Source organism: Nocardia sp. NBC_01009 (assembly GCF_045208035.1).
Classification (GTDB): domain Bacteria; phylum Actinomycetota; class Actinomycetes; order Mycobacteriales; family Mycobacteriaceae; genus Nocardia.
The window spans coordinates 8,214,772-8,228,585 of sequence record NZ_CP108695.1; the positions used below are offsets into that span (position 1 = coordinate 8,214,772).

A 13,814-nucleotide genomic window follows, 5' to 3' on the forward strand; every position below is an offset into this window, starting at 1 on the left:
ATCTCGAAAACCTTTTGGCTCAACGTAGAACTCTCATCGACGGAATCCGTCTCGCCAATCCGGGCTTGACCGAAACCCGACTCACCCGGCTGGAGGACGGCACATACCTTGACACCTGGCGCTGGGACCGCGCCGAGAACATGCTGGCCGCAATCGCTGCCGCACAAGGCATCCCGCTGGTCGACGCTACCGGGGCATTGATGTTGGAGGCGTCCACGCTCACCGGCGAAATCGTCGACGAAACTTAACGCCCACGATCTACCTGCGCATACGCAGACTAGTAGCCTTAAGCCATCACATGGCACCAGTGGCAGGGCCTACCCGATCGACAGCAGGATCGGCACATCCCGCGCCGCCGCCTCCGCCAAAGCCTCGGCATCCCACTGTCGCCAATCGACTGGGTTATCCGCGTGCTGACGCAGATAAGGCGATATCGCACTGACCAATCGGTTCACCCTGCCAGCCTCCCACACCCGGCAAGCACTCAACACGATCCGCACACAACCCCGCGCGGCCGATGACACACGACCGCACGAACACTACCTAGCGCCCCGCCCATCAAAGTCTCGACTCGTGGGCCATCACATGGTGATCAGTGCGCCACCACCTGACCACATCTGCGTCCATCCTGATGAGAGCGGTCGGCCGGCGTCCGCTGGGTCCGAGTTCGACCGTCACCCTGGTCAGCGGGCTGCCCGGCCAGCCGGCCGGCGCTGCCTTCGGGCGGTCAGCAGCATCTGGCAGATCTTGGACCAAATGTCTGGCAATTCTGGGATTATGGGGATCTACGGGCTGGCCGCTTCATACTGACCGGCTCGACTCGCTACGGGTCACTCCCGGCCGCCGGGCAGTCACTGACCGGCCGAGCCCATGTTGTGACGATGTGGCCGCTCTCGCAGGGCGAATTGGCAGGATCCCGCGAAACGGCTCTGGATGCATTGATCAGCGATCCTGGTGGTGTAACGAGTTATGACTGGGTGAGGGCAGGCTGCCACTGCGATGAAGTACGGGCAGCGGCGTGGTGCGCGGCCAGGGCGGCCGCCACACCCAGAGCGGCGATGGCGGCCAGACCGAGCTCGAGGAAACGGGCCGAGCGCAACAGGGAGGGTTCGCCGAGGTTCACCAACACACCGGAGATGGCCGCACCGAAGGCGGTGGCGATCAGCTGCACGGTGCCGATCGCGGCGGCGGCCTGCTGCGCTTCGGCCGGATCGGGGCTGCTGGCCATGACCGCCGCCGACAAGTGCGGCCACGCCAGACCGATGCCTGCACCCGCGACCATCATGCACAGCACCCACACCAGCAGGGTGGACAGGCCCGCGTGGCGGATCTGTGTGAGAGCGGTGAGCGTCAGACCGACAGCCAGCACGACGGGACCCGCCAGCCGCAGGCGATCGACGGTGCTCGGCCGCTGCGCGCCCGCGCTGACGACCTGTGCCAGCGTCCAGCCCAATGATGCTGCCGCACCGACGAATCCGGCCGCCAGCGGGGCGAGCCCACCCAATTCCTGGGCGAAGAGCGGCACGAAGTTTTCCAGGCTGATACCGATCGCAACCGCGACCATGGTCAGGTAGATCCAGCGCAGCGGCGACCTTTTCACGAAGGTCAGGCGCGGCAGCACCGTCACCGCGGCGCGCCGCTCCCAGGCCAGGAATCCGGCCACGACCAGCAGCGCCGCCACGACACCGGCCGCGGTCCAGCCGCCGCGTGGCAGCACGCCGGCGATGCTGACCAGCGCCGCGGCCGCCATCAACAGCGTCAGCGAGACCGCGGGAATCCGCTGCGCGTGACCGGACCTTCCGGTGCCGCGCAGTGCAATCGGCACGGTCGCCCCGACCGATACCGTCAACACCGCAAGACACCCGAACGCCAGCCGCCACGGCCCCAGCTGAGCGAACACACCCCCCAGCGCCGGGCCGACGAACGTCCCCACACCCCACATCGCCGACACCAGCGCCGCCGCCCGGGCGCGCAGCGCGGCCGGATACGCCTGGTGAATCACCGCGTACCCCAGCCCCATCAGCAGGCCACCGCCCAGCCCCTGGACTGCCCGGCCCACCAGCAACAGCGACATAGACGGGCTCACCATGCAGATCATGGTGCCGATCGAGAACAGCCCGAATCCGGTCAGATACGACCCGACCGGACCGCGGGCCGCAAGCATCGCGCCCACCAGCGTCGACGACACGATCGAGGTCACCACGAAAACAGTCGTGGCCCAGGCCAAATAGCGCGCGCCACCGATCTCGCCGATCGCCGTCGGCAACAGGCTCGCGGTCACATAGCTACTGATGGCGTACAGGGCTGTGCCGCCGGCGAGCACGATCGTCACACCGAGGCGGTCACGAGTCAGCAGATCACCCCAACCGGCGCCGGATTCGGTTACTGAGCTCATCGGGTCTTCTCAATCTCACTAGAAGCAGCAGAAATACGGGGCAGCAGCGGGAACGGCATGCCCGCCACAGACGCCGGCCATGCCGGCGGCGGACGCGGTATCAGCCCAGAACTGGGAAGTTCGCGCGAATAACATTGTGCGGATCACGGTTTCGCTTGATCTCCCGCAACCGCGCCAAAGTGTCCGGGTCGAACGCCGCAGCAGCGGACTCACCAGGAGCCAGGAACGTATACGGCTTGCTGCCAGTGATGTGCGTCCCGAGCGCGTCGGTGATCTCCTCGAACCGGCCACGGATACCACCCAGCAGCTGCGGCAGCCCGAGCCCGAGCAGATACAGCGCATACGGTTCGCTAACCGCGCCGCGCGCACCACCGTCCGGCCGGCCCTCGGCCAGCGCACCACCCAAGCCACGAATCTGCACATTCAGCAGCGGCGCGACAGGCGCGTCGATGAGCGTCTTCACCACCGCGTCATCGAGCTCGGTGAGCAACTCGCCACGCGAAAGCGACGGGCTCGGATCGGTCGGTTCGGCAGTGATCTTGCCGATCTCGGCCGGGCTCAGTTCACCGCGGGTATCGGCGATGACGCCGTCGATCCCGTCGAGCCCGCCGGTCAGATGACGTCCCTCGGCCGGATCACCGAGATAGGCGAAGTCGATAGCAACCGTCGGCGCCGCACCTGGAATCTGGTAGCGCTGCAGCCACACCGACAGCTCGGCGGGCGCGTCAGCGGTGAGCTCGGTGAACAGGTCGAAGACCTCGCGCGTGCGGTCGGCCGACCACATCACCCGCCCCCCGTAGAGCCGGGGCAGCGCGAACAACTCGAACTCGAGACCAGTGACGATCGCGAAGTCGCCACCACCACCGCGCAATGCCCAGAACAGGTCCGGATCGGAATCGGCAGTGACTCGCTGCGGGCGCCCGGAGGCATCGACGACCTCGACCGCACGCACCGCGTTCGCCGCCCACCCATACTTTCGGGCGAACCAACCGAAACCACCGCCCAGGGTGTATCCGGTCACACCCACGACCGGGTTGCTCCCGGCCAACCCCGTGAGCCCGTGCCCGGCCGCCGCGGCCTGCACCTGCCCCCACGCCACGCCACTACCGACCCGCGCCACACGCTGCTCGGCGTCGATGTCGATGCTGTCGAAGCGTGTAGTGCGGACCAGGACCGCGCCGTCGATATCGCCGGTCGCACCGTGCCCGGTCGGCTGCGTCACCACGACACGACCCGCCCGCTGGGCGTACTCGAGCACCGCCGCCACATCCAGTGCGTCGGCCACCTCGACAACCCCGGCCACCGACTGCGCGACTGCCGTGTTCCACGGCCGCGCCGCCCGATCGAAATCGGCGTCGCCCGGCAGGAACACACCGCCACGGACCGCGGTGCGCAAGTTCTCGATAGACATTCTCAATCCTCGTTCATCATTGTCGTGCTGGGTTGTCTACTGGTCGACGACGTAGGGCCCGCCGGTGTGACACGAGCTCCTCGCCGACGAAGTGACATCGCTTACTCGTTGCCGGGTGTCGGTGGTGCATCGACCGTCTTGTCTTCGGACTTGTGCCCGGCGCGGCCTCCGAGACTACGAAGTGCGGCGCATCCGCACTATCCGGCAAGTGCCCTAGTTTCTTCCTGGTTTGCCGCACTATTGCTTATCTGGATTAGTTGGGCGCATGCTGTACGGCCGAGCCCTCGAGGAACGGCGGATCAGCAACGGATGAGCCACGCTGAAGCCGGCCAGAGCCCTGCCCTGGAAATCGTGGCCGTAGCGATATGACCGAGCACGATCAGTAGTCCGCCAGGGTGATGGCGTTGGCGGCGCGCTCGATCGGTTTGATGATGGGGCGCAGGGCCAGGCCCTTCCAGGGCATGTGGCGGAGCATGCGGAGCATGGTGGTCTGGGTGCGGATGGCGCGGCGGTCGGTGGCGACCATCTGGGTGGCGTTGGACCAGCCGAGGGTTTGGTTGCGGGAGATGTAGTCGCTCATGGCTTCCTGGTAGCGGGGGAAGGCGGCGTACTGGTCACCCCTGGCCGCACGTAGTTCACCGGCCAGGACGTATGCGCCGACCAGGGCCATGCTGGTGCCTTGGCCGGACAGGGGGGACGGGCAGTAGGCGGCATCACCGACGACGGCCACGCGGTTGTCCCACCAGTGGTCGAGGTGGATCTGGCTGACGGTGTCGAAGTAGAAGTCGGGGGATTCGGGCATGGCGCGCAACAGGTTCGGGGCTTCCCAGCCCGCGTCGGCGAAGGTTTCCGTGACGAGGCGCTGTTGGGCGGCGATATCGCGGCGGTCGGGGAGCTGGTCGGGCGCCGGGAAAATGAACTGGGCCTTGGCGGTGGTGTGCTGGGTGCTGTAGAGCTGGACGACCTTGCCGGGGGTTGGGTGGACCAGTTCCCAGCGGTCCAGGCCGAGGTCGTTGGGGACCGAGAACGCGCAGACCGCCATGCCGGTGTGGCGGGCGAACTGCTCCTCGGGGCCGAAAGCAATGCGACGCACGGCCGAATGCATGCCGTCGGCACCGATGACCAGGTCGAAGACGCGCGGGGCGGCATTGCGGAAGCCGACGGTGACACCGTCGGCGTGCTGGGTCATATCCGTGATCGAATCGCCGAACAGGTACTCGACATCGCCCTTGGTGGCATCGAAGAGGATGCGGGCGAGGTCGCCGCGCAGCACCTCGTCATCGCCGGGCGAGCGCAGGCCGATCAGCTCGGGGCCCAGCGTGGCGAGGGCCTTGCCGGACGCGTCGACCCAAGCGCCGCCGCGCATATCGGTAGAGGCTTGGCGCAGCTGCGGCATGAGGCCCATGCGCTCGACGACATCCATCGCCACACCGCGGATATCGACCTTGTAGCCGCCCTCGCGCAGTGTCTGCGACTGCTCGACAATGGTGACGGTGAAGCCGTAGCGGGTCAGCCAGTAGGCGAGGGCCGGACCGGCGATGCTCGCGCCGGAGATGAGGACGGTTTTGTTGGTGAACTGCTGTGTCTCGGTCATGGAAAGTAGCTTCGCGGGGGTCGCTCACCGTGGCCTGACCATCGGCTCACCGTCACTCACCGACCAGTGCGGCCACCTCCTCGACGGGGTATCCGCGGCCCTTGCGGTAGGCCGAGAGGAATCCGGATTCACCCAGTTCGGAGCGGGTTTCGACGGTGATGCGGGCGACCTCACCATCGCCTTCGGAGCACAGACCGCGCAACGTTTCGGCGGCACCGAGCAGTTGGGCCGCACGCTCCACATCGCCGCACGTGGCGGCCACTCCGGCCAAGCCCTCGACGGCTGTGGCCGCCACCGGTCGCAGCTGGTGGCGGTATGCGAGTTCGAAGGCCCTGCGATGTGTGGCGCGTCCCGCCTCCAGGTCGCCTTCGGAGACGGCGACCCAGCCCAGACCGATGAGCGCGCGGGCTCGGGCCTCGGTTGCGCCCACCGTGCCTTCGGATGCCAGGTTCAGGGCTGCGGCGTATCGCTCGCGAGCGCTCGACAGGTTCCCGCCGGCGCGGTCCAGATCGCCGAGCCCGCGAATCGCATTGGCGTGCATATCTGTCGCGCCCACCGCGCGGGACAGTTCGGCGGCGCGTTCGTAGGCGGCACGGGCGGCGGCGGGGTCGCTGCCGGCCAAGATGTCACCACGGCGGTTGAGCAGATCGGCGGTGTCGTCGACGGTGCCCAGCTCGGTGTAGCGCTCCACGGCCTCATCGATCAAGGCCAAGGCGGCCGGTCGATCGCCGCGCCAGTCGGCAACCGCCGCAAGTTTGTCCAGCGCCGTGGCGATCGCCCAGCGGTCGCCGGTTGTGCGGAAACCGTCCAGGGCTCCGTGGAATTCAGCCTCGGAGTCGAGAATGCGCCCGGACATGAGCAGGCGCAGCCCATCACCCAATCGGAGGAAAGCCCGCGACCACGAGTCAGGCCCGAAGAGCAGTCGCGAGCGATCCGGATCGACGGTTGCCATACCGCCCGCGATGGCGAGCAGAAACACCAGATGCGGTCGCCGCAAAGGGGTTCGGGATTCCGATACCGCCGCAGCCGCGCGTTCGATCGCCGCTCGCGACTCGCCGCCGGCCCGCGCCGCCACCGCCGCGCACAGCGCGTACTCCTCGACGGACGTCGAATCAAGTTGGGGCAGTATATGTTCGGCTATTTCGACCGCGTCGCCGGGCCGACCGTTCAACCACCAGTACCACGCCTGGGCAGCGATGAGCCGTTGCGCCAGCGGCGGATCGGTACGCACCGCCCAGTGCAGCGCCGCTTGCAGATTGCCGTCATCGGCGGCCAGCCGGGCCAGCCAATCCAGCTGGTCGGCCCCACGCAGCAGCGGGTCGGCTCGCTCGGCGAGGGCGGTGAAATACCGGGCGTGCGCGTTCAGCAGCCGCTCATGCTCGCCCGAGTCGATCGCCTGCCGCCGCGCGAACTCGCGAATGGTCTCCAGCATTCGATAGCGGCCGCCGGTCACCTCCACCAGCGATTTGTCGGCCAGATCGTCGAGCAGTTCATCGGCATCGTCGATATCGCAGACATCGCGCGCGGTCCGCGCGGTGGCTCCGCCCGCGAAGACCGAGAACCGTTGGGCCAGTAGCCGTTCGGCCGGAGCCAGGAATTCCCAGCTCCACTCGACCACCGCCTGCAAGGTGCGATGGCGGGGCTCGACGGTACGGTCACCGCGGGCGAGCAGCCGGAAGCGGTCGCCGAGGCGCGCGTCGATCTCGCCGAGATCGAGGGTGCGCAGCCGGGCGGCGGCGAGTTCGAGGGCCAGCGGCAATCCGTCGAGGCGGGCGCAAACACGCCGGACGTCGCCGATCGTCGCGGCATCCACGGCAAATCCGGGTCGCGCGGCGGCGGCGCGATCGGCGAACAACCGGACGGCGGCGCACTCGAGCTGCTCGGCCAATGCAGCATCGGCCGCGGCGACGGGTAATTGCCCGACCGGGAAAACGGTTTCGCCGGTGATCCGCAAGGGTTCTCGGCTGGTGGCCAGCACGCGCAAACCAGGGCAGTCCAGCAGCAGCCGATGCAGCAGGCGTGCGGTGTCGAGGATCAGGTGCTCGCAATTGTCCAGAATGATCAGCTGCGGTCGTTCGACGAGCACCGCGCGCACGCGGCTCTCGATATCGCGAGGCTCGCCCGGGGTGTGCCCGGGGCTCTCGCGCCCACCTAACGCCGCGGCCACCGCCTGGACCACCTGCGCCCCGTCCACCAGCGGGGCCAGATCCACGAAGCACACCGGCCCCTCGGTGCGAGCGCCCACTTCCAAGGCCAACCGCGTCTTGCCGGTCCCGCCCGGACCGGTCAGCGTCACCAGCCGGGACTGCGCCAGCAGCAGCGCTACCCGCGCCAATTCCGCATCGCGCCCGAAGAATCCGGTGAACGGCGTGGGCAGCCGCCGGACCGCGCGTTCGGGTGCGGCATCCGCGCGCAGGATCGCCAGATGCGCCTGCGCCAATTCCACCGAGGGGTCGGCACCCAGTTCCTCGGCGAGCAGCTCCCGCCCCTCCTCGAACAGCTCCAGTGCCTCCGCCTGCCGCCCCGCCCCGTACAGGGCCCTCATCAGCAGGGCCCGTGCCCGCTCTCGAAGCGGGTGCGCCGCAACCATTTCGGGCAGAACGGCCAGCGCTGCCCGGTGATCGCCCAGCGCCACCGCCGCCTCCGCGCGATCCTCCAGAGCCGCGAGCCGCGCCTCGGTGAGGCGAACAGTCTGCACCGCGGCGAAGGGCGCATCCGCCACATCGGCAAGGGCCGGGCCGCGCCACAGCCGCGCGGCCTCGTCCAGCAACACGGCAGCGGTGGCAAAATCCTTGTCGTGCACGGCCTTTCGACCGTCCTGAGTGAGTTGGACGAACCGATGCGCATCGACGTCCCGCGGCGCTACCGCCAATCGATACCCGGCAGCCGAGGACTCGATGATCTCCTCGGTGCGGCCCGCTCTGCGCAGTGCACCCCGCAGCCGCGACACCTGCGCCTGCAGAGCATGCCCAGCATTGGCCGGTGGCTGCTCCCCGTAGAGACCATCGATCAACCGATCTCGCGACACGACGCGGTCGGCGTCGAGCGCCAGCAGCGCCACCAGCGCCCGCACCTGCGGGCCGCCGACCGCGATCGGACTCCCGTCGGCGAGGCGGACTTCGATGGGACCGAGGATTCCGAACTGCACGGTTGACAGTATGCCCGCGCATTCTCCTAGCTACCGGTTGGACGGCTACTGGGCACCGATGGCCGGGCTGATGGCGGTGCCGCCGCTCACATCGACCACATTGCCGGTGATCCAGCGGGCATCCTCGGAGGCGAGGAAGGCCACCACATCGGCGATATCGGCGGGCTGCCCCACCCGGCCCAGCGCGGTCATGGCACTGATGCTGGCCCGCACCTGCGGATTGCCATCAAGGAAGGCGGCCATCCCCTCGGTCTCGGTCGCACCGGCGGCCACCGCGTTCACGGTGATACCGCGCGGACCGAGCTGTACCGCGAGGGTTTTGGTGAGCACATCGATCGCCCCCTTGCTCATGGCGTAGGCCACCTGCGACGGGGCCGCCACTCGCGGTGCGCAAGAGGAGATATTGACGATCCGACCGCCATCGCGCAGCAGCGGCATCGCCTGCTGCGAGATGAACAGCGGCGCGGCTACATTCACCGCGAAGAGGCTGTCCACCGCCGCCGGGGTCAGTTGCTCGATCGAGCCGTTGCCACCGCCGCCGCCCGCATTGTTCACCAGAATGTCCAGCCGTCCGTCCGGCAGGCTCTTCGTCAGCTCGGCGAACAGCACGTCGATTCCGGCGGGCGTGCTCAGGTCGGCGCGGATGGCGAACGCCTGCCCACCCGCCGCGCCGATTTCCGCGACGGTCTTCGCCGCCGCTTCGTCGTCGTGCCCGTAGTGCACCGCGACCACCGCGCCGTTCGCCGCCAACCGCAGGGCGATGGCGCGGCCGATTCCGCGGGAAGCGCCGGTGACGAGGGCGAACTTACCGATCTGAGACATTGGAACTCCTGTGCTCGGGTGTGTTTCCTTGACACAGACGTTCGCCGACCGCTCTCACCAAACCCTCACCGTGCGCTCACGGACGGTGATTTCGCCCAACCGCCCGGTCGCGGAGGATGAGCGGGACCTTACCTACCCAGTAGTCTGGACCGATCCAGACCGAATCTCTCAATTCGCAACGAACCCGGGGGCCGGTCATCATCGGGATGAATCCCGCACAAACGCTCGGCGGCCCCTTGCGAGCGAGCTGATCGCAATACCGATATCGAAACCGATATCGTCGCAGCGTGGATCCCCTGCGCCAACTGCGGTATTTCATCGCCGTCGCCGAAGAACTGCATTTCGGACGCGCGGCGGAGCGCCTCGGCATCGCCCAGCCACCGCTGAGTCAGCGGATCCGCAAACTCGAGGCCGACCTCGGTGCGCTACTGTTCGATCGCGACAGTCGCCGGGTCGCGCTCACCGAGGCCGGGCAGATTCTGCTCGCCGAGTCCCGCGATCTGCTCGCGCGCTGGGAGCGGACGACAGCGCTCGTCGGCAAAGCGCATCGGGGCGAGATCGACGCCTTACGCGTCGGGGTGCCGCCCGAGCTGGCCGGGCGGGTGCTTGCCGCGGTGCTGACCGCATTCGAGAGCCGTGACATCCGGGTCGACCTGCAGGAGCTGTCCACCGCCGAGCAGGTCCGATTGCTGGCCGACCGGCAACTCGACGCCGGCCTGTTGCAGCATCCGGTCGACATGATCGGCCTGGAAACGGGACCAGCGGTGGACACGCCCCTGGGCGTGGTTTTGCCGCGGGATTCACCGCTGGCCGTGCGTTCTTCGCTCACCCTCGCCGACCTGGCCGGGCATGGACTGGTGATCTTTCCGAGAGCCGCGGCGCCCGGACTGTATGACGCGACGCTGCGCACCTGCTGGGACCACGGTTTCCGGCCGACGTCGGTGCAGCACGCCCGCAATCCCGAGTTCGTACTCGGCATGGTGCTTTCCGGCCGCGGCGTGGCCTTCGACCAGGGCATGGTCGCGCAAAAGGAACCGCGGGTGGTCTGGCGTCCCTTGCCGGAAGGAACATTGAGCTGGCGACTGTCGCTGGCATGGCCCGCTGCGGCACCGCATCCGCTGGTGCGTGAGCTCGCCGAGCTGGTCGCGAATGTGGTGCAGGGTGACGGAGCTTCCCGCCCCGCACCTGTTCAGGAAATACCGCAGCGTCCGTGGAATGTGGTGTACGGCAGGCCGTGAACAATGTTTTCGATCGCGTGCTTCGCCGAGGCGCCGATCGCACGGTCCACCTCGGGTAACCGCTGTTCGAGGGTGCCGGCCCTGGTGAAAACCGCCACGGCGTAGCGACTTCCGCCGGGATATTCGACGACGCCGATCTCATTGCGAACGCCGGGCAGTGTGCCGGTCTTGGCCCAGAGCCGCACCTCGGGCGGAAACGCCGCGGCGAGGCGGTGCCAGTTGACCTGTTGACGCATGAGATCGCGCACCCATCGGCAGGTCTCGGCGGTGCCTGCCCGATCCGCGCCGATGAGCGTAAGCAGCTCGGTCATTTCGCGCGGCGTGCTCGCGGTGGTCCGTTGCGGATCCATGGCACGAGTGCCAAGGACCTCCGCGGCGCTCAGCGCCGGAAACCGCACGGCGAAATCTATCGCGTCCGCCGCGCCGATGTCCTCGGCCATGGTTTGCACGATGTGGCGTGGCGCGCCGACGATCCGGGTGCCGGTGAGTCCGAGTTCGCGCACCAGCGAGCGGACATTGTCGAGGCCGACTCGATCGAACAGCAGATCGGCCGCGGTGTTGTCGCTCAGGGTGAGGGCGAAGAACGCCGCGTCGCGCAGGCTCAGCTCGACATCGTCGACGCATCCCGCCGTGCCGACGCCGCCGAGCCGGTCGCGTGCACGCACCCGCACCCGATCGGCCGGGTCCAGCTGCCCCACGGCGACCTGACGGGCGAACTCCAGCACCAGCGGCACCTTCACCACCGAGGCGAGCACCACCGGCTCGTCGGCGCCCGACCCCTCTTCGCCGCCGCAGTCGAAACACCTGGCGTGCACCCAGCCACGCACACCAACCTTCTGGAAGAACTCGTCCACGGCTGCCAGCATTCACGGTCGAGTCGACTGCGCGCCAACCCGCCCGCGCCATTCGAACGACGGGTCGAACCGGCGTCTTGACTCTCCCGTCGTTGGAGGGTCCACGCTGGCCACCGACAGGCAATCCGACAGGAGGACATCCGGTGAAGATCGATCTGGCCAAGACCGACAAGCACTACTACGACGCGCCGCGCGATCCTGCGCTGCGCACGTTCGATGCCTACAACTACGTGACGGTCACCGGCTCCGGCGCACCGGAGAGCCCGGCGTACCTCGATGCCGTCGCCGCGCTGTATCGCGCCGCCTATGGCGCGAAGAAGATCGCCAAGGCCGCCGCAGCGGATTTCGTTGTACCGAAGCTGGAGGGCCAATGGTGGGTGGAATCCGACGAACCACCGCTCTCGCTGCCACGCGAGCAGTGGCACTGGAAACTGATGATCCGCATGCCCGACCCCGTCACCGCGGACATGGTGTCGGGCGCGAGCTTCGAGTCGATCACCGAGGGCGACACGATCCAGGTGCTGCACGTCGGCCCCTACTCGACCGAGCCCGAGACCCTCGCCCGCATGGAGGCGTTCATGACCGCCGAAGGCCTGACGATGAACGGTCGCCATCACGAAATCTACTTATCCGATCCACGCAAGGCCCCGGCCGCGAGCACCAAAACCATTCTGCGCCACCCGGTTCGCCACATCGACGCCTGACCGCGCGCTACCCGATCGCCATCTCGCCGACGCTGTCTTTGCTCATCGACGGGCCGCTCGGGTCTGGGTGCTATCCGGTACGCCGATGTGGCCGAGTAACCGGTCGGGCACGTCCACGCCTGAGCGCTGTGGTCACCACGTCCTGCCGACGTAGCCGAGCAGCCGCTGATGAGCGGGCGCGTCGGCGGCGACCGGTACCTCGGCGTCGAACATGCCCGGCTTGCGGAAGCCATCGATGCCGCCCATCGTCTGCATCGCGGTGAGCAATTCAGCGCACAACTCGTCATCGGCGAGATCCGGCCGGTGCACTCCGAGCGCGATGTCGACACCGTGCACCACCAGCTCGGTCAGATGGACCAGCGCTGCCGCGGAGCCCGGCAGATCGCCCAACGAGATGTGCACCGTCCCGGTCAGCACATCCGGCCGGTGCCATGCGGCCCGATCCACCTCGGCCGCTGCGGCGTATGCGGCTTGGGGATCGACGCCCAGCCAGTCGTCTTCGTGCTCGGCCCCCGCATCCATCCCGGTCAACGCGGCGGCGAACAGGTGCATGCCGCCGACGACATGGTTGAGCACCGCACGCACATCCCATTCCCGGCACGGTGTCGGCGCGACCAGCCGGTCGTCGTCGACCGTCGCGACGATCGCCCCCGTCATGTCCAGAGCGCGGTCGATCTGGTCGATCACAGAATCCATCGTCATCCTTCGGTCGTGGGCTCGCTGAATAAGTAGCACACCGGACCGACATTCAAACCGCGGCCAGCACAGACGCCGCGCGTCGAAAAATCCATCGTCGTGCCCGAATTCGGCGCGCAAGGACGCGGCGAGCCCCTTGGGGCGGGGCCGCCGCGTTCCGCGACGTCTCGGGCAACCGATCAGACCTGCTCGGTCCGACCGGAACCGCCGACGAGCGCCTTGAAGCGCAGTGCCACCTTCGGCAGCGGCTTCGGGTCTCGCTGTGCGGGCATGCGCAATGACCACGACACGAAGGTCAGGCCGGCGAACACCAGGGGCGAGATCCACTTCGGGGCCGGGTCACCGATCGCCAGGTGCGACGCCGACGCACCGACATAGACGAAAGTCAGTCCCGCATAGGCCCATTCCTTGAGCCGGGGGAATCCGGGAACCACCGCGGCCGCGACGGCGGCGAGCTTGGAGACACCGAGGATGGTGGCGAAATACATCGGGTACTTCAGGTCGTCGAAAGTATCGACGACGTACTGGGTTCGGGCCAGATCCCAGTAGGAACCGACCACCGATTCGGTGAGGACCGCGCCGGTAGCGACGGCGAAGGCAGTGAAACGTACCCGCGACGCGAGGGTGTCGCCCGCGACGGCGTTGACGAAGGAGGTGATCCGATTCGAGCCGGTAGCGGTGGCGGTCGAGGTGGCTGGGGCGGTTTCTGTGATTGTCATGCCATTACTCTGAGCGACCCTGTTGATAGAACGACGATGTCTCCGCAATGGACGGCCGATAGGTAGGCCGCGGGTTGCGATGTGCGCCCGCGGCCTACGAATCGTTAAGCGCAACAGCGCTATCCGAGCACCGGATAGTTGGCGCGAATTACGCCGTGCGGGTCCCGGGTGCGCTTGACCTCGCCGAGGCGAGCCAGCGTCGACTCGCCGAAGGCGGCCGCCGCGCCTTCGTC

At 67.8% G+C, this 13,814-nt stretch carries 11 protein-coding genes and 1 pseudogene; 3 read left to right on the top strand and 9 right to left on the bottom strand.

Features of this window, described 5'->3' with window-relative positions:
- Positions 1-65: 65 nt before the first annotated feature.
- Positions 66-248 carry a hypothetical protein gene (locus tag OHA42_RS37205; RefSeq protein ID WP_406232951.1) on the top strand — a complete coding sequence of 61 codons (183 nt, stop codon included), beginning with the start codon at positions 66-68 and terminating at the stop codon, positions 246-248.
- Between the two features lie 41 nt (positions 249-289).
- Here the strand turns inward: OHA42_RS37205 and OHA42_RS37210 are convergent.
- From OHA42_RS37210 to OHA42_RS37235, 6 genes and pseudogenes are all read right to left on the bottom strand, one after another.
- Positions 290-455 (bottom strand): annotated as a pseudogene (locus tag OHA42_RS37210) (DUF255 domain-containing protein); the annotation flags it as partial.
- Positions 456-967: 512 nt separating this feature from the next.
- Positions 968-2,395, bottom strand: coding sequence for an MFS transporter (locus tag OHA42_RS37215; RefSeq protein WP_406232953.1), 1,428 nt, complete (start codon positions 2,393-2,395; stop codon positions 968-970).
- A gap of 100 nt (positions 2,396-2,495) precedes the next feature.
- Positions 2,496-3,806, bottom strand: coding sequence for an FAD-binding oxidoreductase (locus OHA42_RS37220; RefSeq protein WP_406232955.1), 1,311 nt, complete (start codon positions 3,804-3,806; stop codon positions 2,496-2,498).
- Positions 3,807-4,185: 379 nt separating this feature from the next.
- Positions 4,186-5,400, bottom strand: coding sequence for an FAD-dependent monooxygenase (locus OHA42_RS37225; protein WP_406232957.1), 1,215 nt, complete (start codon positions 5,398-5,400; stop codon positions 4,186-4,188).
- Between the two features lie 52 nt (positions 5,401-5,452).
- Positions 5,453-8,548 (bottom strand): BTAD domain-containing putative transcriptional regulator, encoded by a 3,096-nt coding sequence (locus OHA42_RS37230; RefSeq protein ID WP_406232958.1) that lies wholly within the window; start codon positions 8,546-8,548, stop codon positions 5,453-5,455.
- A gap of 45 nt (positions 8,549-8,593) precedes the next feature.
- The gene (locus tag OHA42_RS37235) at positions 8,594-9,370 is read right to left on the bottom strand and encodes an SDR family NAD(P)-dependent oxidoreductase (RefSeq protein ID WP_406232960.1); all 777 of its coding nucleotides are present in this window, start codon (positions 9,368-9,370) and stop codon (positions 8,594-8,596) included.
- Positions 9,371-9,657: 287 nt separating this feature from the next.
- On the opposite strand from OHA42_RS37235, the gene OHA42_RS37240 reads away from it, so the two are divergent.
- Positions 9,658-10,608 (top strand): LysR substrate-binding domain-containing protein, encoded by a 951-nt coding sequence (locus OHA42_RS37240; RefSeq protein WP_406232962.1) that lies wholly within the window; start codon positions 9,658-9,660, stop codon positions 10,606-10,608.
- Here OHA42_RS37240 and OHA42_RS37245 read toward each other — a convergent pair.
- Positions 10,560-11,462, bottom strand: a complete 903-nt coding sequence (locus tag OHA42_RS37245) for a serine hydrolase (protein WP_406232964.1) — start codon at positions 11,460-11,462, stop codon at positions 10,560-10,562. The two genes, OHA42_RS37240 and OHA42_RS37245, sit on opposite strands and share 49 nt — an antisense overlap.
- 143 nt (positions 11,463-11,605) lie before the next feature.
- On the opposite strand from OHA42_RS37245, the gene OHA42_RS37250 reads away from it, so the two are divergent.
- Positions 11,606-12,166, top strand: coding sequence for a GyrI-like domain-containing protein (locus tag OHA42_RS37250; RefSeq protein WP_406232966.1), 561 nt, complete (start codon positions 11,606-11,608; stop codon positions 12,164-12,166).
- Positions 12,167-12,298: 132 nt separating this feature from the next.
- Here OHA42_RS37250 and OHA42_RS37255 read toward each other — a convergent pair whose 3' ends face one another.
- Both OHA42_RS37255 and OHA42_RS37260 read right to left on the bottom strand, forming a co-directional pair.
- Positions 12,299-12,862, bottom strand: coding sequence for a TIGR03086 family metal-binding protein (locus OHA42_RS37255; RefSeq protein WP_406232968.1), 564 nt, complete (start codon positions 12,860-12,862; stop codon positions 12,299-12,301).
- A 179-nt stretch (positions 12,863-13,041) separates the two neighbouring features.
- Positions 13,042-13,581, bottom strand: a complete 540-nt coding sequence (locus OHA42_RS37260; RefSeq protein ID WP_406232970.1) for a DoxX family protein — start codon at positions 13,579-13,581, stop codon at positions 13,042-13,044.
- Positions 13,582-13,814 lie beyond the last annotated feature (233 nt).